The 23,216-nt window shown below is 34.6% G+C and carries 12 protein-coding genes; 2 read left to right on the top strand and 10 right to left on the bottom strand.

Annotated features, from left to right (window positions below; genetic code table 11):
- Positions 1–88: 88 nt before the first annotated feature.
- The 4 genes from JE46_RS02205 to JE46_RS02190 form a co-directional block, all read right to left on the bottom strand.
- A complete protein-coding gene (locus JE46_RS02205) occupies positions 89–1,333 on the bottom strand; it encodes a DUF2264 domain-containing protein (RefSeq protein WP_035136403.1) in 1,245 nt (414 codons plus the stop codon).
- 158 nt (positions 1,334–1,491) lie between these two features.
- Entirely contained in the window at positions 1,492–5,586 is a 4,095-nt protein-coding gene (locus JE46_RS02200; RefSeq protein WP_031453625.1) for a hybrid sensor histidine kinase/response regulator transcription factor, read from the bottom strand.
- A 145-nt stretch (positions 5,587–5,731) separates the two neighbouring features.
- A complete protein-coding gene (locus JE46_RS02195) occupies positions 5,732–8,848 on the bottom strand; it encodes a glycoside hydrolase family 2 TIM barrel-domain containing protein (protein WP_031453624.1) in 3,117 nt (1,038 codons plus the stop codon).
- A gap of 288 nt (positions 8,849–9,136) precedes the next feature.
- Entirely contained in the window at positions 9,137–10,819 is a 1,683-nt protein-coding gene (locus JE46_RS02190; RefSeq protein WP_031453623.1) for a GH39 family glycosyl hydrolase, read from the bottom strand.
- A 471-nt stretch (positions 10,820–11,290) separates the two neighbouring features.
- Here JE46_RS02190 and JE46_RS02185 point away from each other — a divergent pair, with 471 nt between their 5' ends.
- Complete coding sequence (locus tag JE46_RS02185) at positions 11,291–12,757, top strand: glycoside hydrolase family 130 protein (RefSeq protein ID WP_031453622.1); 1,467 nt, start codon at positions 11,291–11,293, stop codon at positions 12,755–12,757.
- Between the two features lie 410 nt (positions 12,758–13,167).
- Here JE46_RS02185 and JE46_RS02180 read toward each other — a convergent pair whose 3' ends face one another.
- From JE46_RS02180 to JE46_RS02155, 6 genes are all read right to left on the bottom strand, one after another.
- Positions 13,168–13,944, bottom strand: coding sequence for a TIGR03915 family putative DNA repair protein (locus JE46_RS02180; protein ID WP_031453621.1), 777 nt, complete (start codon positions 13,942–13,944; stop codon positions 13,168–13,170).
- Between the two features lie 5 nt (positions 13,945–13,949).
- On the bottom strand, positions 13,950–15,209 hold the full coding sequence (locus JE46_RS02175) for a putative DNA modification/repair radical SAM protein (protein ID WP_031453620.1): 1,260 nt from the start codon (positions 15,207–15,209) through the stop codon (positions 13,950–13,952).
- 211 nt (positions 15,210–15,420) lie between these two features.
- Complete coding sequence (locus JE46_RS02170; RefSeq protein ID WP_031453619.1) at positions 15,421–15,762, bottom strand: L-rhamnose mutarotase; 342 nt, start codon at positions 15,760–15,762, stop codon at positions 15,421–15,423.
- Positions 15,763–15,780: 18 nt separating this feature from the next.
- Positions 15,781–17,718, bottom strand: a complete 1,938-nt coding sequence (locus JE46_RS02165) for a glycoside hydrolase family 97 protein (RefSeq protein WP_031453618.1) — start codon at positions 17,716–17,718, stop codon at positions 15,781–15,783.
- A gap of 5 nt (positions 17,719–17,723) precedes the next feature.
- The gene (locus JE46_RS02160) at positions 17,724–20,363 is read right to left on the bottom strand and encodes a glycoside hydrolase family 31 protein (RefSeq protein ID WP_031453617.1); all 2,640 of its coding nucleotides are present in this window, start codon (positions 20,361–20,363) and stop codon (positions 17,724–17,726) included.
- Positions 20,364–20,461: 98 nt separating this feature from the next.
- Positions 20,462–22,105 (bottom strand): alpha-L-fucosidase, encoded by a 1,644-nt coding sequence (locus tag JE46_RS02155; RefSeq protein ID WP_031453616.1) that lies wholly within the window; start codon positions 22,103–22,105, stop codon positions 20,462–20,464.
- Positions 22,106–22,335: 230 nt separating this feature from the next.
- Between JE46_RS02155 and JE46_RS02150 the strand changes: the two genes are divergently transcribed.
- The gene (locus JE46_RS02150; RefSeq protein WP_031453615.1) at positions 22,336–23,214 is read left to right on the top strand and encodes a helix-turn-helix domain-containing protein; all 879 of its coding nucleotides are present in this window, start codon (positions 22,336–22,338) and stop codon (positions 23,212–23,214) included.
- Positions 23,215–23,216 lie beyond the last annotated feature (2 nt).

Below are 23,216 nucleotides of genomic sequence, written 5' to 3'. Positions count from 1 at the left end.
AGCGGAGTCGAAGGCTTTTAGATCGAAAGGGCTTCGACTCCGCTCAGCCCGACATCCATTTTTAATTAACCCTATTTTGTTATTTCTATTATTTTTCCGCATGGTCAATTGGAATTTGCTGACCAGACCATATTTTCTTTTGTGTCCACGGTTCATAAGCATCACTCCAAAACGGATCTGTTTCCGGTAAACCCAAAACTAAAAAGGCTTCTGAACATAAATATAAACTTCCTGTTGAGATATAACCTTCTCCAATATTGTTCTGATGGCCGTATAAGCCTACCTGAAGCCAGCCATTTTTATCAAAAGTACCTTTTACCTGTATTTGATTGTGAATCATAGCATATAAAGCCGACCTAACCTGAGCAGGTGCAACCTCTTTTGGCAGTTCTTTCCAGAGTGCAATTTGAGATAATAATTGAAAAGCTCCAAAACGATACGCCAATGATCTTCCAATAGGCGGATAAGTCCCATCAGGCGAAATTAATCTTTCCTGAATAGCAGCATAACGTCTGGCTCTCTTTAACTCGATATCATAATCGGCTTTGTAATCGTTATTTGTTTCTTTCAATACTGTTAAAATATCCAATTGCATCGGATGAATTACAAAACTGTTGTAATAATCCCAATGAAAATCAGGGCCATCACCATAGGTTCCGTCTCCCAGATACCATTTTTTATGTTCAGATAAAGCATAATTCAATCGGTTAGTATCCGGATCTTTATCAAATTTAATTATAGCAGCTTCTATCATTCCTGCAAAAAGAAGCCAATTGCTATGATAGGGTTCAATTGTTCTGGTTGATTTTAAAGCTCTAATTACATTCTCTTTTGTAACGGCATCCAACGGCTCCCAAAGCTGTTTTGGCGAACGAAGCAAGGCTTGCGCAAAAAATGCTGCATCTACCAAAGGTTGTCTGTCATTTACAAAATTCATAAAATCTAAACTGTTCGGATCAGTTGCATTATGAATGGATTTTCGTGCTAAGTCAATATATTTCGCTCTCAGTTTTCCTTCCGGAGTTTCGTCAGAACCTAATTCCAGCCATGGAGCCATTCCCGAAAGCGTTCTTCCAAAAGCTTCTAAATACGTTACATGAGTCCTTTTGTCCCAGGCACCGGGAGATTTTTCTACGGGCATCAATTTTTTTAACTGATTTTTGCTCAATGCATCCAATACAGGATCGCCTATTTTGATTAATGAAGCCACAAAAAATTCCCGCACTTTTTTAGGGGAATCTTTTTTAAGCTTTTTTGATTGGGATTGTAAACCTGTAATAGCTGTAAAATAAGCAAATCCTACTAAAATAGCCTTTTTTAAATAATTATTCATATATCTTTTATTTATTAAAATATCTTTTACACTTCTTAATAACATTTGTCATCCTGTGATCATTCGCCTTCGTTCAGGATAAACTTGATCAAAGGCCTTTTAAACGTAAGAGTTTTGAAAGGCTTCGACTCCGCTCAGCCTGACAGTAGTTTTTCAATTCATGTTGATTTCCAGAAACTTTCATTCAAAATATATTTATTGTCTTTTACGTTTTGATATTTCTTCTTAAACTCCGAAGGATTTAAATTATAAAATTGCTGAAAATGTTTTCTGAAATATTTAATATCACCAAATCCTGCCATTGAAGCGGCTTCACTGATCTGCAAATCGGTAGTGATTAATAATGTTGCTACTTTTCGCAATCTTACATTTCGGGTAAACTCAGAAACGGATTTGCCTGTTATCTTTTTAATTTTTTTATAAACTAATGAATAGCTCATTCCCAGTTCAATAGCCAGATCATTTACATTAAAGTTTTCTACATCCAGATTGGCGTCAATTATGTCTACAATTTTATCAATCAGCTTTTTGTCTTCATCTGACAACTTAAGATTTGTAGTTTTTTTTGTAACCGAATTGAGCAGATAGTTTTGTTCGCTGTCACGACGGTTAAGGATACCGTTGATTCTGGCCAGTAAATAATCATTATCAAAAGGTTTTGTAATATAATCGTCTGCACCTACTTCGGCTCCTTTCAGCTTTACATCTTCTGAAGTTCCTCCTGTAAGCAATATTACAGGAATATGCTTCAACTCCTCATCAGATTTGATATGCTTACAAAAAGCCACACCATTCATTTCTCCCATAACAACATCAGAAATAACCAAATCTGGCTGTACTTTTTTGATTATTGTTAAAGCAGCTTCTGCATTTTCAGCAGCTGTAATATGGTATTTGGGAGATAAAATTCGTTTTAAATAATTCCGTATCTGCACATTATCATCAACAATTAAAATGCTTTTAGCATCATTTACTACGTCATCAACCCTTTCATGTTTCTCTATCGTCTGCAATACATTTTCATGAATTACCGTATCCTCAAGGATTTCTTCTAAAAGCAGGGTTCTGTCATTTAAATCTTCGCGGATTTCTATATCTCCAAAATGTTCTTTTCCGAGCCATAATTTAATTTCAAAAATAGCGCCTCCGTTCTCATTGTCAAAACAGTTCACCTGTCCAAAATGCTGCTCAACAAATTGTTTCACCAGATAAAGACCAATTCCGAATCCTTTTCGGTTATTTTTGATGTTGTTATTTGACTGGTAGAATAAATTAAAGATCTTATCCTTGTCTGCATCCGGAACTCCTTCTCCATTATCAATCACGCTTATAATCACTTCATTACCTACACAACGTAAATTAACAGTAACCTTTCCGTTTTCTTTCTCCGTAAATTTTAAGGCATTTGAAATCAGATTAAAAAGGGCCATTTCTATTTTTTCCCGATCTACATAAACCAATAGCTTTTCTTCGGAAATACTAAAAGTGTAATCTATTTTTTTAGTTTTGGCATGATGTACAAAACAGCTAAAAACCTCTTTGCTTAGTTCTACAATATCGATCTGTCCAATTTTGAGTTTTCCTGTTTCTGTTTCAGTTTTTCTAAAAAGAAGCAGCTGATCGACCAAACTAAGCAGTCTTCGGGAATTACTGTACACCATTTCTATGGCTCCCGGATCGATTTGCTGTTCAGTACCATAGATTATTTCTTTCAAAGGGTTTATGATCATTGTCAACGGCGACCTGAACTCGTGAGAAATATTGGTAAAAAAAGTCATTTTTTTCTCGTTCAGTTCTTTTTCCTGCTTCGCCAAATCCTGGGAAAGTTTTACCTCGTATTTAAGATGTGCCTGCTGACGCTGGTATTTATCGACTAAATAAATTACAAATACGATTGACAGTACATATAAAAAATAGGCCATACTGCTTCTGTACCACGGTGGTAATATCGTAATGGGTAATGAAATAGCTTTAGAATTCCAGATTCCTTCTGCATTTGTAGATTTAATTTTCAGTACATAATCACCTTCTGTCAGTCTCGAATAATTTGCGCTTCTGATGTTGTCGACATAATGCCATTGCGTATCCCAGCCATCTAAAAAATAGGCATATGAAATTTTCTCTGGCAAACTGTATTCTAACGCCGCGAAGTCAATATTGAGCATGGATTCTTCATAAGTCAGTTCTAATTTATCAATTCCGAAAGTAGTTAAACCCGACTTTTCGTAAACTTTATTATTGACTTTTATGGAATTGACAATCAATTTAGGAAAATCGTGAAGCTGACTGTTTCGTTTTGGATTTATAATATTAAAGCCTTTAATCCCGCCAAAAACAATTTCTCCGGTAGAAAGTTTCAGGGCTGCATTATAATTGAACTGATTGCTTTGAAGTCCGTCTGTATCATGATACGTATTTATTTTTCCGGTTGATTCATTATAGACGAATATTCCGTTATAAGTACTGCACCAATAAGTGCCTTGTTTATCCTGAACGATGTTTAAAACCGAATTGTTTGAAATCCCGTTTTTCTGAGTAATAAATCTCTTTGTTAAGGTTTTTGGATTAAAAATAAGTAATCCCCTGCCTTCCGTACCCACAAGCATTTTTGTATTTGAAACAGCGATAATTGACCTTACGGGATAATCAATATCAATGACCTGACTTTTCATTGTCTGAGGATTGAATTTGGTAAGTGTCGTAAAATTACCTAACCAGAGATGGCCCTGTGCATCTTCTGTAATGGAAATAATTCCCCTAATTCCGGCATCAACAAAATCAAACTGATCAGTCGTTTTATTATAATGATACAAACCTTCTTCATCTGGTGAGGCTGCCCACAAAATATTATTTTTACCGCGATACAGTACCCAGACATTCTTTTGAACAATATTGTATTTTGGATTAAAAAGCCTGTATTTTTTAAAATTTTTCGTCTGGTGATTAAAGAAACAAAGCCCTCCGCCATAAGTTCCAAACCAGGTTCCTGCATTGTCTTTTGCGATTGAGGTCACAAAATTATTGGATAGTGAATTGGAATTGTTTGAATTGTATGCATAATTGGTGAAGGTATTCGTTTTTCTGTTCCATAAGCTAGCTCCTGCCCCATCAGTTCCTATCCAGAGATGATCGCTATCCTGCTCCGATAGTGAAAGAATAAAATCACTGGGCAAAGTATTGGCCGTTTTTTCATTTTTTGAGATCGTTAAAAAGGGGCTTTTTTTACTCTCTACTCTGTTTACCCCGCCTCTTAATGTCCCAATCCAGACCCGGTTGCCACTATCGTGATACAAGGATGTGATAGCATTGCTGTTTAGTTTTTCATCATCGAAATTTGTATTTAGAGAAGAAAATGAATCTGTAATAAAACTGTATTTTACGACCCCATTCCCGTTTGTAGCAATCCATATTTCCTTTGAGTCAGGTTTAAACATAAAATCGGAAATAGGATACCGTACTTCCTGATTATGATAAATCTTAGAAGTTTTATTGATTGTATTGTATTTTAGTAAACCTTCATCAATACCAACCCAGATATTTGAAAATGCATCGTAAAAAATACTGGTTCCTTCCAGAATTTCAGAAAAAACGACAGATAGTTGGTTAATTTTAGCATCTAGAACTACGATTCCGACACCCTGAACAAAACCCCATAATCTTCCTGATTTATCAAAATCTATTGCCTGAACATGGTAATCCCATTGTAATTTTCCGTTTACTGAGAGAGGCAGAAACCGAATCTTTCCTCCTTTTTTAGAGCAATAAAGCAGTCCTTTTCCGGCTGTAGCGATATATAGCCTGGTTTTATCATCCTTAATCTGATTGACAACAAAATCAATCGGTTCACTTTTACCTGTTTTAGGATTTATGCACGATCTTGTACTAAAACGGTTCGTTGCATAGCTATAAACACTGATACCGGCTTTTGTGGCAATCCAAATTTCATCCTGAGTTCCGCAGATGCTTACAACTCTGTTATTAGCCAAAGAATTGGCGTCATTAGGTTCATTTCTATAATTTAGAAAATTATATCCGTCATAACGGCTTATTCCGTCATAAGTACCAAACCACATTAGACCGCGTTTGTCTTTGTAAACAGATGTAACAGCGTTATTGGCCAGTCCGTTTTTGATGCCCAGATAACCAATATCATATTTTTCCTGTCTATATTTAGGTACAGATGAGCCTAAAACCTGTGGTTGAGCTATGTAAGTGACTACGAAAAATATAAATATCAGAATGTTGTTTTTCAAAATAATAATATGTAGGGTTAAAGTATAAATTTAAGCCAGTTTGAGTCAAACAATAGCTTCAAAAGTCTTTAATTTCAAAAAATCAGAAAAACCTATGACCAGACATCATAGGTTCTTCTAAGCAAACATAAAGAAAAACGTTAAATTAATTCACTAACGAAATTGTATAAGTATAACTGTATTGTTTGTCCTGCAATCTATACTGTTCATGAGGCAGACTTCCCCAGCTGTCATCACCGCCCACTCCTCTTTGTTTGTAATCAATATGCAGGTAAACTGCTTCTTTGGAATTTAAATTCAAATCGAAAGGATGACGCTGCGCCTTATCTTTTCCAGGATCTAAATCTTCTGTCGAAATGTTCAATGCACTAAAACCAAGAGGTTGCTGTCCCTCAATTTTCACTCCCTGACCTTTATTATTTTTTAAAGCCAGCCAACGAACATCAGTTTTGTAGCCCCCTTCCTGAGGACGGATGTAATTTTTGGTATACTGATTTATAACTTTATCGGAGTATTCACCAATAAATGAAGCTGAATTTCGATCTGAATAATTTTCCCACGGACCTCTTCCATAATAGCTTAAATTTTCGTAGTCTCCATTTAATTTTAAACGCATTCCAAAACGTGGAAGTTCCGGTAATTCTTTTCCGCTCATATCAACTGCTGCAGTCACTTTTATCGAGCCATTTTGCTGAATCAGGTAATTTACCGTGTAAGGAACATCAGCCTGTTGTAGTTTATATGTTACTTTTATAAGTAAACCATCTTTGGTGTTTTTATCAAGATTAACACTTACAAGAGTCGGTTTTTTTGAAGCCTCTTTCCAGATAACCGATTTATTCTGCATTCCGTTTCCAAAGTCATTATCGGTTGGAGCACGCCAGAAATAAGGTATTGGGAAGCTGTTAAAAATTTCATTTACTCCATTTTTAAGGGTGTATTTCAGGATTTCTCCCTTTTGTAAATCGAATTCTCCAATGCTATTTTCTGTTTCAAAATAAAGCACATTGTTTTTAACCGAATGCTTTAGCTTTGCGTTGTTTTTTGTAACAGTATTATTGGCAAAGTAATTCCCTTTTCCGATAGAAAATTGTGCTCTTGCAAATTCATATCCTTTTGATACCAAAGGTTCATCGTATTTTGAAAGTGCAAAAGCATTTAAAAAATATTCTGATTTGTCATCAAAACTACCTAAATCCAAAGCTACTTTTTTACTTTCTTCAGGATTTGCTTCCAAATCAAAGGTCCCGGATTTTATTACTGTTCCATCCTTAATCAACTCCCATTTAAAAGCATATTGAGACAGATTGGTGAAATTGTAATTATTGGTTACAATTAAATCCTTCTCGTTATTAAGCTGAAATTGAATATTTTGGTACACTTTTTTAACTTCTGACAAAGCCGGTTTTGGAGTTCTGTTAGAAAAAACCAGTCCATCGGCACATCCATTTTCATCATTTTGCAGATTAGCACCTCCTAAATCACCTCCATAAGCCCAATAAACTTCTCCTTTTTCTGTTTTGGATTTTATCCCCTGATCGATCCAGTCCCAGATAAAACCGCCCTGCATGCGTTTACTGCTGTTGATGATATCCCAGTATTCCTGAAAGTTGCCACTGCTGTTTCCCATTGCATGTGCATACTCGCACATAATGTAAGGACGTGTTTTATCTGAATTTGCATAATTTTTCATACTCTTGATACTTGGGTACATAGGTGCCACAATATCCGTGTTTTTATTTTCCCCTGCCTGTTCAAACTGAACCGGACGAGTGGTATCAACTTTTTTTAACCAATCGTATGCATCGTAAAAAACAGGACCGTTTCCGCATTCATTTCCTAATGACCAGACAATAATTGACGGATGGTTTTTATCGGTTTCAAACATTCTTTTTATACGATCAAGATGCGCAGGCGCCCATTCCGGCAAATAAGCAGGATGTTTCGTTTTGTCAAACCAGTTTTGCCATTCTGCCCCCATTCCGTGTGTTTCGATATTAGCTTCATCTACTATATAAAAACCGTATTCATCACATAAATCATAAATATGGGGATCATGTGGGTAATGGCTCATTCTAATCGCATTTATATTATGCTCTTTCATTAATTGTAAGTCTTTCAAAGTCGTTTTCTCACTTGGAACATGTCCTAATTCATCATCATGCTCATGAATATTGACTCCTTTTACCATTACAACTTTACCGTTTACGAGTAATCGTGCATCTTTGATTTCTACTTTTCTGAAACCTGTTTTTTTGGAAATAATTTCAAGCACATTACCCTTATTATCAAGTAATGAAATGGTGTAGCGGTATAAATTTGGGGTTTCAGCATTCCATTGTTTTATATTTTCAATGGTTTTGGCAAAGTTGATTTTTTGGTCTTTACTGCTCACTTTTTTGCTTTCAGAAAAAACAGTTTTTCCTTCATTATCAAATAGTTCTACTTTTACAACCGGATTTTTTATTTTATTATTCTCAAAATATTTCAGGTTAATATCAAGATTAAAAATTCCATTTATATATTGATTGTCCAGTTCACTTTTTACAAAATAATCCCAAATTGCAGTTTTTGGCAGTGCCTGTAAATAGACATCACGTTCAATACCGCTTAACCTCCAAAAATCCTGATCTTCTAAATAACTGCCATCATGCCATCTAAATACCTGTACGGCAATCAGGTTATTTCCTTTCTGTAAAAAAGGAGTGACATTAAATTCGGCCGGAGTTTTGGATGCTTTTGTCATCCCGACTTCTTTTCCGTTCAGGAATACTCTTGCATATCCTGAAATCGAACCAAAATGCAATATGATTTCTTTGTCTTTCCAAGAATCAGCAATTGTAAAAGTACGTCTGTAGGTTCCAACAGGATTGTAATTTCCATCTATAAAAGGCGGATTTTTAGGATGCGGATACGTAATATTGGTATAAATAGGAATATCAAACCCTAGTATTTCCCAGTTAGAAGGCACCTGTATATTTTTCCATCCGGAATCGTTCAAATCTACTGCATAAAAATCTATAAGTCTCTGAGACGGATCTTTTACAATATTGAATTTCCAATTGCCATTCAGACTCTGATATAATTCTGATTTTTTAGGATCATTATTTTTTAACTCAGCTTCACTGCCAAATAAAAGAAACGAACTTCTCCCCGCTTCTTTTCCACGATCTGTGATTTGAGGATTTTCCCATTCTTTGTTTTGGGCAAAATTATTTTGCAGGCTTAAAAACAAAGCAAACGCTATTACAATTTTTTTCATTTATAAAATCAGGTTTTAAAATTTATTACTTTCAGATTTTGTTTTAAAGAAGTTCTTTCAGAAACAAAAGCAGGTTCACAAATTTAGATAACAGAAGATAAGGCAAGAGGGGCTTTACAATAAAATAGAAGGGACAAATCAGTAATAACAGCACAATACACTGATAACAAGGTCAAAATTCAATACCTGATACATTCCCCAAATTTTAAAAAGAAGAATCATTTTATACAGAGATGACCAGATCATTGACTAAAAAATAATTTTAAGGATTATTTTAGTTAATCAATTTTACCAATCGAGTTTTATTAATGCTACTGCCTGACGTTCCATTTTTAAAGGTACTTCTGTTTTGGCTGCAGTTACTTTTATTTTCCTGGTGGAAATACATTTAAGTTTTCCGGATTTTTCAAGTACATCGATTTGTTGTTTTGTTGGATTTTGAGGAGATCCCATATTTTTCCAAACTTCATAAGAATTACTGTTGTCTTTGTCAATTAAATAAATACTCAAAGTAACCTTTCTGGCCGGAATATTTTCAATAAAGACATTTACAATTTCTGTTGGCCCGGTTTTGTCAACATCATGATAATTCCACACCATTACTGCTGCAGATTTTAAATCCTTAGAAGCCAGTGCTCCAATATCAGACTGAGAACCTCGTACACTGGATTTTAAAATCTCCTCTATCGCATACATACGATTACTTGTTACGTTTACTCGTTTACCCGACATCATTCCAAACATTCGGAATACATTTAATACCGGTTTATCCACTCCATTGGTTGCAAGATCCCGAAAGCCATAAAACCATGGCTGATTCTCAAATTCAAATGACCAGGACACTGCTCCAAGAAAATTAGCTTTTGTCTGATCTGCCAAAATGTATTTTCGTGCAAAAGATGCCGCTGTATAACTCGAATACATGGTTCCGTTACGGTATGCATTCTCAGGATTGGTAGCCATGCCACAAGCTGCACATCCTTCCGGATCCGACTCCCCGATAATGATCGGAAGTTCTCTTGTTTCCGGATAAGACATTGTGAGTTTAAAACCGGTTTCAATATCATTTAATTGTGGCGCCATATCCATTCGGACTGCCCCGTCTACAAGCTTAGGCCATCCTTTTGCATGAAAAAGAATCGCTTCCATTGGGGCTCCTTTTTTGCCTGTAGCATAATTTACACCGTTAATGCAATGTTTAATAAAATCATTTGTCCACTCCTGAGCACCTTTACCTCTTGTACCCGCAATATTAATACCCCCAATTTTTGCAGTTGGAAGTGCTTTTTTAAGTCCGTCAGCAGCATAATCATACATTTTAAAAAACTCTTCACGAGTGCCTTTCCAGTAATGACCGTTTGGTTCGTTCCAAACTTCCCAATACCAGCTTTCGACTTCTTTTTGTCCATAACGTTCAACAGAATGTTTTACCCACTCATACACAAGATTTCTCCATTTATCATAATCCTTCGGCGGATAAGCCCATCCGGTAATAATATCTGTGTAAGGATCTCCGGGTTTCCAATAATGCCTGTATGGTGTTGGATTTGTTGACAATGCTTCAGGCATAAAACCTATTTGTGCCAAAGGCTTCATGCCTCGTGAAACATAGGTATCAAAAATACTGTCAATAATTTTCCAATTATATATAGGATTTCCTTTGCTGTCTTCTGTATAAGCATTTGTCGAACCCCATTTTAAGGCAGCGACACCATCACCGGTTACTAGAAGACTGTGGGTACGAACATACACTGGAACCGGACTCAAAGCAGCAATTTCGCTCAGAAGTTTTTTACCGTCTTTCATGTAAGTATAATTTGGCTCATCGTATCCAAACCATGCCCATACCGGTTTCATGGGTGCAATTTCTTTAGTAAGGTCTACTTGAATTTTAGCACTTTGTGCGTAGATCGATGGTGCAAAAAAATAGAGCATTGCGGCACTCAGGGAATATTTTAATAATTTTTGCATAGGTTGGTTTTTTATGAGGTTGAATATTTTGAAAATTAGTTTTCTATTTGAATTAATTTAAATTCTAATGCTGCTACTTCATCGTTATCTCTTCTAATTTTATTATTAAATGTTATAATTGTAAATAAAACACTTATAATAAAATTAAGCCAAATAAAAATTACGAGCAAGTTATTGTTGATTTATATGATTGCATTACCTAAAAATGGTCTCTAATTATTTATAGAAAATAATTTAATAAATTAAAAGTTTAAATAAATTATTTTAAAATATTATTTATCAACTTTTTAAATCAAAAATTAACTCAATTTCATAAAACTATATTTACTCTATAATTTCTAAAATATCTTAGGAAACCATGGAATTGTTTAAGAATTTTAACAAAAAATAAAGGTTTTTTATTGACATATTCGTTAACTTCAATAAAAGTAAAATAATGTTTTTCTTCAATTATATATAAAAAATTAAACTATGCGAGTATCTGTTATCCGAAAAAATATAAAATTTACCCCAGATTCTAAAAGAGTTGTTGCACGATATTTTATAAATGGTGATGAACGGACCAAACAAATGGTGATTCGCATAATGACGCTGGATGACAAACAAGTTCTGGAAACTTTAGAACAAACGCTTCGTGAATTTGCAAGACGTCATCGGAATATTTCGGCTATATTTTTAAGGCATTGCGAAAAAATCAGAGAGGTAATTGAAAACATGCAAATCGATTATGATACACTGTCTCTTGATCGAAAAATGCTAATTGGTTCGTATTGCACTATGGAATATGCTATAGAATCTGCAGCTATTTTTAATCCTTCAATTATAGAAGACTTTGATCAAACAGGTCTGGAAGCCGGTGAAAAACGTGTGATTATTTCTTTTCGTGCAACAGGCGAAGGCCATATTTCATCAATTGTATTCAGAAGAGGGATTTTAGACAGGGATAATAACCTCCAAGTGATGAAAATTGGTCACCACATTGATAAGGCCGAAATTATACATAAATCTTTTTTTAATAAAGAGCGATTTTTGTTGAAGTTATCCGAAATGCATACACAGGATAAATACATCACTCAAATTATGCAGGATCTGCCGGATGAATTTGAGTATGCTGTTTTAAAAAACATTGTAAACACTGCCTTAAACGATCCGTCGATTCGTGAAGAAAGAAGAATGGCACTGAACGAAATAATCTGGCTGGCAAAATCATTTTATGACCTCGAATTTAAACATGATTCTGATATAACAGAACGTGTTATATTTCCAATATCTGATTCAGAAAGCCGTGGTATTGAGGACGCCCGTTTCGTTCGATTTACAGACGATGATGGATCCTCTCGTGTGATGGCTACTTATACGGCTTATAATGGACATACTATATTACCTAAACTTATTTCTACCGAAGATTTTTATACATTTAGAGTCATGCCTTTGCATGGTGCAGGTGCTCAAAATAAAAACCTGGCTTTGTTTCCCAGAAAAATAAAAGGTAAATATGCCATGCTTGCCAGAATCGATGGTGTAAATAATTACATCATGTATTCTGACAGAGTTACACAATGGAACACCCCTATTCTACTTCAGGAACCACGATATACCTGGGAGTTTACTCAAATAGGAAATTGTGGATCACCATTATGGACTGAAGAAGGCTGGCTTGTCATTACTCATGGTGTAGGTACAATGAGACGTTATTGCATTGGTGCTTCATTGCTGGATCTTGATGATCCTTCTAAGGAAATAGGAAGACTTACAGAGCCTTTACTTTCGCCATTAGAAGATGAACGAGAAGGATATGTACCTAATGTTGTGTATTCCTGCGGAGCAATCATTCATAACAATAGCCTTATATTGCCTTATGCCGTTTCGGATTATTCTTCTACTTATGCTGTGGTAGATATGGCCGAATTGATAGACGCTTTGAAGAAGAGTAAATAGAAATTTAAAATGATTTTTTATAAAATATAAATCCTGTTTCATTGAAATGGGATTTATATTTTTAAGGTAAGTGCCCAGGGACAATTAAATTACTTATTTTCAATAAGTCTTAAAATAATGGTGTAATGAATTTGATTTTATGCTCTTAAAATTTAAAAAACAAAAATAAGCTAATTTAAGCCTTCTTTTTTGTTTTTATATAATGTTGTGGCATATTTTTTTTAAAACCTCTATAAACACTTCTATTAAAGTCAATTTCAATAATTAAAATTTATTATTTGTTAAAAGATTATAGTAAAAAATAATAATTACAGATTATTACATTTTAGGGTCATTAAAATTTAAAAATCTCCAAAACTAAAAAAATGACTATAGTCTTAAGTTTTTAGAAGATTTTAAAATTATACCTTTTACTTATTCAAAGTTGGAATTTTCTCAATTAAATTTTTCCAATATCGTTTAGGCATATGCTGTACATGAAGTTTCATGTTTTTTCGCGATTCTATATTGACACTGCTGAAATATCGACGCCATAAGTTCTGAAAAAACTCTTCTTTTTCATCACATATTTCGGTTAAATGTTTAGAAGAAAAAGTTTGAGAATTAAACTGCAGCTCTATTACAGAAACATTTTCAAGATCATAATAAATACCGTATTTACGTTTTGTATCATAAATTAGCCAGCGTTGATCTGCATAACGTTTTTTAAAATGATTTTCTATCAGAGGCAGCACATCACAGTCTGGTTCAATGATGGCGTAATACAATTGATCTTTTGTTAATTTGAAACGAACAAATGCTTCCATACGATGCGATTCTTTTCCGGTGAGACGGGCAGCCTTCTTAAGGCTCCATACAGCATTGTTGGTAAAATCATCTTCTACGTTTTTTGCATTAGCCAATACGTGTTTCGTAAATTGAAGCATGGTTTCTTCAATCTGTGGAACTTCGGATAAAAATGCGTTGTACATACTCGCAAGACCTCCTGCCGAAAGACGTTTTTTCAATCCGTCTAAAACACGTTTTGCCTTCGAAATATCTGTTATAACCCAATGAGAATCTGCAAAAAGCAAAGTACCGGAAGTTTCTTTTTTTGCAAAAACTATATCTGAAAATTTATATTCATAAATTTCAAAGACAGCTGTAAGCCAGCCTTCATAAGTCCCATCGTAAATTACTTCAGTCATTTTGTTTAAAATAATGCAAGCTGATTTGAGAAGTCATTTTTATATTTACTTTTTTGAGAATTTAAAATATGATCCTTGATTTGGATGGAGGTTAAATCCCTTTGTATTTGAAATGGTGTCGCAAAGGCGAGAAAATATTTAGCCCGGGAATAAGCAATTCCCATTTTTTGTAAATCATGAGGCATTATTTTTTTAAATTTTCTTGCTGCGACAATTTTCGTAGCACTCAAATATCCAATTCCTGGAATACGCTTTATTAGTTCTAAATCGGCTGTATTAATATCAACGGGGAATTGATTTAGATTGCGTAAAGCCCACCCCAGCTTAGGATCTATATCCAGATCGAGATTTGGCTGATTAAAACCGACTATCTCATTTACATTAAAACCATAATAACGAACCAGCCAATCAGCCTGATATAAACGATTCTCACGTATCATTGGAACCGGTGTGCCAATTACAGGAAGACGATTATCATAACTAATAGGAACATAACCCGAATAATAGACGCGTTTCATATTCATTTGCTGATAAAAATAATCTGCCATACCCAGGATTTCAAGATCGCTTTCCTGTGTTGCTCCTATTACCATTTGTGTGCTTTGTCCTGCAGGAGCAAAAAGTGGTGCTTTATAATTTGATTTTCTTTCTTCTTTGTATCCAATAATCTCGTTTTTAAGATATTTCATTGGATTGATCACATCAACATGATTTTTATCGGGTGCCAGTAATTTAAGACTTTGTTCCGTTGGCATTTCAACATTTACACTTAAACGATCAGCATACAGTCCAGCCTCTTTTAGTAATTCATCACTGGCTCCGGGAATTGCTTTCAAATGTATGTAACCATTAAAATTATATTCCAATCTCAATTTTTTGGCAATTCTTACCAACCGTTCCATCGTATAATCAGCGTTATCAAAAATACCTGAACTCAAAAACAGTCCTTCAATATAATTTCTTCGGTAAAAACCTATGGTAAGATCTACTACTTCTTCTACCGTAAAAGCGGCTCGTTTCACATCATTGCTTTTTCTGCTTACACAATAAGCACAGTCAAAAATACAATGATTGGTAAGCAGGATCTTTAGCAGTGATACACACCGTCCATCTTCAGTAAAAGCATGACAAATTCCGTAACCTTTAGCATTGCCCAGTCCTTTATTTTTATTCTCACGTTTGCTTAGTGCAGACGAACATGAAACATCATACTTGGCCGCATCAGCCAATATGCCTAACTTCTCCATCACTCTCTCATTCACCATTTTGATTCTATTTATTGTTTTTTTTAAACTGAAAATTTAGCACAATCAAAATTAGTTATTTATTATAACAAAACATTTTTATAAGTTGTTCTAAATTGTATCAAAAAAATCTAAACAATAATTAGAGATTTTTCGTTCATTTGAACAAAAAAACTCCAAAATCAGTGACTTTGGAGGCTTTATAATTTAGTTAAAATTGTAATCTAAAAAATTACAATTTAAAAATTTGTTCCATAGGTAACCACTTCTCTCCTTCCTTTGCAGTTGGAGGGGCTTGTTGAAATTTCCACATTAAATTTTCCCATTCCTGAACTTTGGGGTTTTCGTTATCCATCTTTTGTTTGCGCTCGGGACTAAAGGTTTCATCAACTTCCATAATCATAAACAACCTGTTGGAAAGTATATAAATTTCCATATCTAAAATTCCGGAATCTCTAATGCTTTTAGTGATTTCGGGCCAGGTACTACTTTTAGAATGATAGTTTTTATACTCTTCTATTAATTCCGGATTATTAACTAAATCACAGGCATAACATAGTTTTTTTGAAGTCATAATTTTTTAAATTCTTTATTAATTTTTCATTGTACTTAACTTCTCCAAAACTGCTACAAATCCTCCCCTTGGCAGACATTGAATATTCAAAATATCTCCTTTTTTTACTTTTATTACTTCAACACCGAATGATTTATCATCTAAGCCGTCTTTAATAAGTTTTAATTTAAAATTTCCGACATCAAGAAAATCGAAATTTATTTTTAATGTTTGTAATTCGTCTTTACCATTAAGTCCTCCCAAATACCATTGTTTTGCTTTTTTTCGGGCTATAATAATTTTATCCCCCGGAAAACCATCCAAAAGCTTGGTGTTGTCCCAGGTTACAGGAACATTTTTTAGAAATTCTTTGGGCTCTGCAGACAAATTGATATAAGCTTCTGGTCTATCGGCAAAATGTTGAAAACCAGATTCAAAAACTACTGATAATGCCAGTTCGTGTGCATATGATGTAATGTGAGGGTGTTGCGAATTTGAAAAAGTTACCGGTGTATAATCCATCGAGCCAATTACATTTCTGGTAAAAGGAAGTGTTGTATTGTGTACTGCAGCTTTAGAAGTAAGAACGGGTTTGTTATTGTACCATTCGGCACCATAAACTGCTTCGGTAGTCATTAAATTCGGATATGTACGAGCCCAGCCGCGCGGTACTGTTGTGCCATGAAAATTTACCATTAACTTATATTTTGCCGCATCTTTCAAAATAGCAATACAATATTTCATCATATCCTGTTGGTCACCGGCAAAAAAATCAACTTTAATACCATATATTCCAATTTTATTAAGCCAGGCAAATTCTTCAGCTCTTTTTTCAGCTGTTAACAAACGGTCAACAGGAGTTGGTTCAAGCCATGAAGTTCCCGAATTATACCAAATTACAGGTTTGATACCTTTGCTTTTAGCATAATTTGCCGCATCAGTTATATTTCCGCCGTTACTCATTGCATCCCACTCCCAGTCAATAAGAAGATAGGGCCAGTTCATTTCAACAGCCAAATCTGTATATGCTACCACTTTTTGATAATCTTTAGACCCATGATTGTAAGCCCAATAGATCCAGGAAACCGCACCCGGTTTTATCCAGTTCGTTTCTGTTAATGTGTTAGGTTCACTGACATCAGTAATCAAAGTTGATTCTACTATATCTGATAATTGACCAATGATTAATGTATGCCATTGCGAACGCCATGGTAAGTTAGTTTTAACTCCCGTTTGTTTAAAATTATCTCTGGGTGAAGCATAGCTTACTTTGTATTCGTTTGGATTTGTAGCGTTATTTAATTTTGCAGCGCAATTATTCTTTGAAATATTTGCCTCAGAAATTAATACCCAAACAGGATTATTATTTATTTTGAATAAGGCTGGAAATCCCCATTCTTGTTTATCTTTATCGCTCTTACCTGTGTCTGAAAAGGGAAAAAAATCTTCATACGATTCAGTATATGTCTGCAACCAACGATTAGTAGCTGGTGGAAAAACATAAGTGGTGCTTTCGTCTGTAATATTAATTAATGAATCTGTTTTCTCTGTAAATTCATAACGAAATGCTACTCCGTCATTATAAACTCTAAAAGCAATATTTATGGGTTTGTTATTCGAATTTACATATTTGAAAACTTTTTCAGTTCCTAAATTAGCACACAATTTTCGTTTACCGGAAATCATTTCATATTTTTGGTTAATCTCTTGCATTTTTGATTCACCCACAAATTTCAGGTTATTAGTAAACTGCTGATCCTCTCTGTAGATACCCATTGGTGAATTTGGCATTACTTCAATATATTCCAATTTGTTTTTATACAAAATTTTGAAGTATACTTGTCCATACGGCTTTTCATTAAATTCTTTTTGAGAGACAATAACCTTAATTTTTTTATTTGGGGATACAATTTCCTGAGCATTTATTGTAAACAAAGTCGAAATAAGGAGACAGAATATTAAATACATGTATTTCATTGATCTTACTTTGATGTTTTTATTTTTTTTCGAATAACAATACTATTTCCATTGTATTTTACCGAAACATTTGTTTTTACGTTTTCTATACCAATACCGTTTGATTCATCAACCCAAAGAATATTAAAAACCCTCTTTTCAATTAATCCTTTAAAAATTCCACCTTTTCGTTTTCCAATGGTCAGCGTTTGTTTTTGTTCTTTCCATTCAAAAAGTATCGTCGAAAAAGCTCCTTTCTCATAGTTGTAATTTACTCCTTCATCTTCATAAAGTTCAAACTTGCCATCAGCTCCTGTGTACACTCTAATTTGTAATGTATCGGCTTTTTTTTCATTTGTATACTGCATTTTTTCTCCCATTGGAATTACAGAACCCGATTTTACATATAAGGGAATGGTCGAGAGAGATGCAGCTGTTTGTACTGTCTGTCCGCCTTTATAGTGTTTTCCTGTCCAAAAATTAAACCATCCTGATTGGTTTTCCGGCAAGTAAACATCCCAGTTCTCCACACCTTCTGAAACAACAGGGGCAACAAGAAAAGCTGAACCAAACATATACTGGTAATTTTGCTGAAGTGCTTTTGTATCATTTGCAAAATCCATTATCAACGGACGCATCAAGGTTCCGTTTTTAAAAGTGATGTCAGCTGCCTGCGAATAAATATAGGGCATTAGGTGATAACGAAGGTTTAAGTATTTTAAAGATTCAGCTTCTACTTTCTCACCATATCGCCAGAATTCAGTATTCGTTTCATATCCGTGGACTCTTTGTAATGGACAGAATGTAGCAAACTGAAACCATCTTAAAAAGCGTTCGTGAAATTTAGTATCTGTGTATTGGCTTTTACCGGGACGGAAGAATCCTCCTGAATCGAAAGTCCACCAGGGCAATCCTGTTATCGAATAATTTAATCCGGCTGTTAGTTGTCTGCGCAGGGTTTCCCAGTCGTTACCTATGTCTCCGGTCCAAACGGCTGATGCATAACGCTGTTGTCCGGAAAACCCGCTTCTTGTAAGAATAAAAACTCTTTTGTCCGGAGCATCTTTTCGTAAACCTTCATATACTGTTTTTGTTACGTACATCGGATACACATTTCGCATCTGCTCTCCGGGTGTTGTTCCGTTATTTATTTTTCTATTTACCAAATCATCATTTTCCGGTTCAGTAGCATCCTGCCACCAGGCATCAATTTCATATGGTTTTAAAAGCTTTTCACTAAAACTCTTCCAATAATAATTTGCTGCATCGGGATTAAAGAAATCGACCCATTGGGTATTTGGGATATAATAATTTTTCTTGTCAAATTCTTGACCAAGTACACTTTCTTTATCAATTTTGGACCAAACAGAAAGCATCAGCCTCATATTCATTTGATGCAGTTCTTTTACCATTGCAGAAGGATCGGGATACATTTGTTCATCAAATTTCATCGAATTCCATCCGTATTTTCCCCAATATTGCCAATCCTGAACAATTAAATCCATTGGTATTTTTTTCTCTCTGAATACTCTGGCATTTTCAAGCAAATCATCCTGAGTGGTAAAACGTTCACGACAATGAATATAACCTAAAGACCATATGGGCATAAGCGGGGCCTGTCCTGTCAGGTTACGATAGCTGGAAATAACTTCATCTGAATTTCCTGCAAAAACAACATAATCCAGCTTATCAGCGACAGGAGATCTAAAAACGGTTTCATTAACAACTTTGCGATAATGCACTACAGGAAGATCATTTTTTTCTGCTGTAACTACAATATGGTGTTTACCTGCCATTAGTTTAACCAATATACTGGTTGTGGGAGGCAGCCAATGGTTTTTAAAATTAATAACTTCTTTACCATCAATAGATAACTGCCATTTTCTGGCCATTTTTTGCCCTACATCTAATAGAATCGCATATTCAGCATTTTCTTTAACCTCAAAATTTCCGGTAAAGACCCCGTCCTGGCGAGTTTCTTTTTGATTTCCACTAGTAGTGGTAACATCAACTGTGATGGCTTCTCCACTTGTACCTGAAGGCTTTAAATTCACAATACTATCGGCAGGATTAAAATCAGTAAGTCCGTAATTATGCCATAGCAAACCATAGCCTTTGTTAGACATAATAAATGGTATGGCAATTTGTGTATTTACCTGAGTTAACCTTCTGGGCAATCCCTTAATATCCAAATGTCCGTCCTGAAACTGACCTGTACCAAAGATATATTCGTCAGGTAAAGTACTAAACCTTTGCTCAGCAATATGGCATGCTTCTCCTTGTACTAAACCTGGTTTAAGAATACGTCCGCCTGATTTTTCGTTAAGAAAAACTTTTCCTTCATAATTGCGATAAGACAATGCACCACTCTTTTTATCTACTACAACGGTCATTTTTGATGTAGCAATTTCAATTAATGTGCCGGACTCCGAAATCTTAAAATCTGGCATCTTAACTTTTGAAGTAAAAACTAATTCAGGAATTTGACTTTTCATTTCCAGTCCATACTGAACTCTGATGGCATTTTCGGTTAAAGGACTTAAATGTAATTCTCCTTTATCGAGAGTTATAACTACTTTATCAGTATGTTTTTTATAACTCTTAACCACTTGTCCAATACCAAATACAGGAATAAGCAAGACAAATAAAATTGTTATTTGCTTCATTGTTTCAATTTATTTTTATAAGAATTCTAAAGTGCCGAGATATTTTTTTAATTTATGAAGTCAATATTATCATCATTTTCGCAGGCAGTTTTTTAGATCTAAATTATTTCTAAAGGATTTGCATAAGAAGCTTCCGGTTTCTTACTTGGAAAGTATACTTCAAGACCTTGCTCAGATTGTTTAAACTTTAGTTTTTCTCCTGTACTTACTAATTTTATCTGTCTTATTTTTTCTGTATGATACGGATTTGATGTCCCTAAATTTTTGATAACAGCAGTACCGTTTTCTGGCCAGGCCATTACCGTAGCATACAGTTTTTTGTCTTTTTGAGCAAAACGAATGTCTTCTGCTGTATAAGGTTTACCTTTTCCCTCGTTGAAACCCTGTGCAGTTAAGGCTCCCGCACTTGCCTGCTGAGGGCCTTCGCCAAAAATCTTCCATGGACGGGTACCATAGATACTTTTGCTGTTTAATTTCATCCAGACACCAATTTCCTTCACGATGGTACGTTCTAACTCGTCAATACTTCCATCACCACGTACCGGAATATTAAGCATTAAGTTTCCGTTTTTACTCACTACATCTATTAAAGTATGAATAACTGTTTTTGCCGATTTGTAACGCTTATCATTATAAACGTTTCGGTCATAATGCCAGTTACCAATGCAGGTATCTGTTTGCCAGGGCAAAGGTTCGATATTGTTACTTTGTCCTTTTTCGATATCCCAAACCATGGTTTTGCGCTGTTGTTCAGTTAAAATTTTACCTGTAATTACTGCCTGAACGGTTTTATTTTTCTGAAGACTTTTATTGTACATATGTGCCGCTATACGTAAACCGGCATCACTAACAGGCCACAACGGAAATGCCGTATCGTCAAAATAAATCATATCAGGATTGTATTTTTCGATCAAATCGATCGTTCTGTCATGAAATTTTTCAGAATAGGCTGATGATGGTACTGAAGCCCCGTCACCCCAGTTCCACTGACTGTGTATGGATGAATTATCTGAAGGTGTTCCGCTTAATGGATGATTTTGTGCATATAAATCCTGAGGATCCAATCCTTCCCACCAGGTTCCTGCTCCGTCAGCCTTAGTCAAATTACCATCGTAAGGCACTCCTGCCAAAGGCCCATTTTTATCAGCACCTTTAGAAGTATCAAACCAATTCCATGCATGAGCTGCGTGTACACTTGCTGCAAAAGGCAGACCAGCTTTACGGGCTGCTTTTTCCCATCCTCCAATAATATCTTTTTTAGGCCCTAGTTTGGTCGAATTCCATTCTGGCTGGTATTTACTATCGTACAGATCCAGGTTATCATGATGATTTGCCATTGCCATAAAATATTTGGCTCCTGCATCTTTATATAAATTCACCAATTCCTCCGGGTTCCAGTTGTCAGCTTTCCAGACATTGATTACATCTTTAAAACCAAATTTTGAGGGATGTCCGTATTTCTCCACATGAATTTTATATTGTCGTGAGCCTTCCTCATACATTCCTCTTCCGTACCAATCACCCGCTTCAGGTTCGCATTGCGGCCCCCAATGTGCCCACATTCCAAATTTGGCATCACGAAACCAGTCCGGAACCACATATTTAGCAAGAGAATCCCAATTAGGTTCAAAGGGTCCATTGGATACCGAAGAACTAAATACATTTTTCTGAGCTAATAAGGGTGACAGATATAAGCCTACTAATCCTGAAGCTGCTAATTTTAAAGCATTACGTCTATTCATATTTTTTATATATTTCCGATTATATTTATTTACTTTGCTATATTGTTTTAAATATTCATAAAACAATATATAATTAAGTATTCTATAAATTTATCTGTTATTATTTTTGGTATTATTTTTTTATTCTTAAAATTCAGGATAAATAAAAACAAATATAACCGAAGAGGAGTAAACGTTTTTTATTCAAAAACGATTTTTTATTATTCAAAAACGTCTTTTTACTACTTATTATGTCTAAAAGTATTTTCAAATATTCGTTCTCCTTATTACATGTAGATTATGTTAAACTGAATCATCACTGGAATTATGATAATGTTATTAGTCCTTATTACAGACTTTACTATATTGATGATGGAATTGGATTTATTTCAGACAGTACTCAGCGTCTGACTTTAGAGCCTGGTAATTTATATCTTATACCAAGTTTTAGCATTTGTAACCTAAATTGTGATGCTTATCTGAGTCAGTATTTTATTCAATTTTTTGAAGAATCTCCTGATGGAATATCATTGTTTAACAATAATAGAAGCGTAATGAAATTGCCTGCCAGTGAAATTGATATTTTACTGATTAAAAGATTACTTAAAACTAATCCGGGAAGAGGAATTAACCGGTCAGATAATCCGAAGGTTTATGAGAAAGAAGCTTACTACAAGGAATATCAGTCACTTAATAATAAAATGAAAACGCACCATCAATTTGAAAACCAGGGTATTCTTCTCCAATTGGTTTCCAGATTTTTGAGTTCAAAAGATTTCAAAATAAACAATTCACAATTAGTACCTTCCAAAATTCTGGATACAATGAGTTATGTACAGCTTCATATAAGTGAAAATCTTACCGTCGCAGCATTAGCAAAAAGAATAAATCAAAATCAGGATTATTTTTCAAAACAATTTTTAATTCATACAGGCCAAAGACCGTTAAATTATATTCATGAAAAGAAGATAGAAAGAGCCCAATACCTCATTACAACTACAAATAATACATTTTTAGAAATCGCTATGGACACAGGTTTTTCTAATTTACCTCATTTTTCAAAAATATTCAAACAAATTTTAGGCCTGACACCAGGTGAGTACCGCAATCAAAATACCGATTTAAAATGAGT

This window comes from Flavobacterium chungangense LMG 26729, from assembly GCF_000735715.2.
Taxonomy (GTDB): domain Bacteria; phylum Bacteroidota; class Bacteroidia; order Flavobacteriales; family Flavobacteriaceae; genus Flavobacterium; species Flavobacterium chungangense.
The sequence above is the reverse complement of the archived record's forward strand: the minus strand, read 5'-3'. Positions and strand labels throughout refer to the sequence as shown.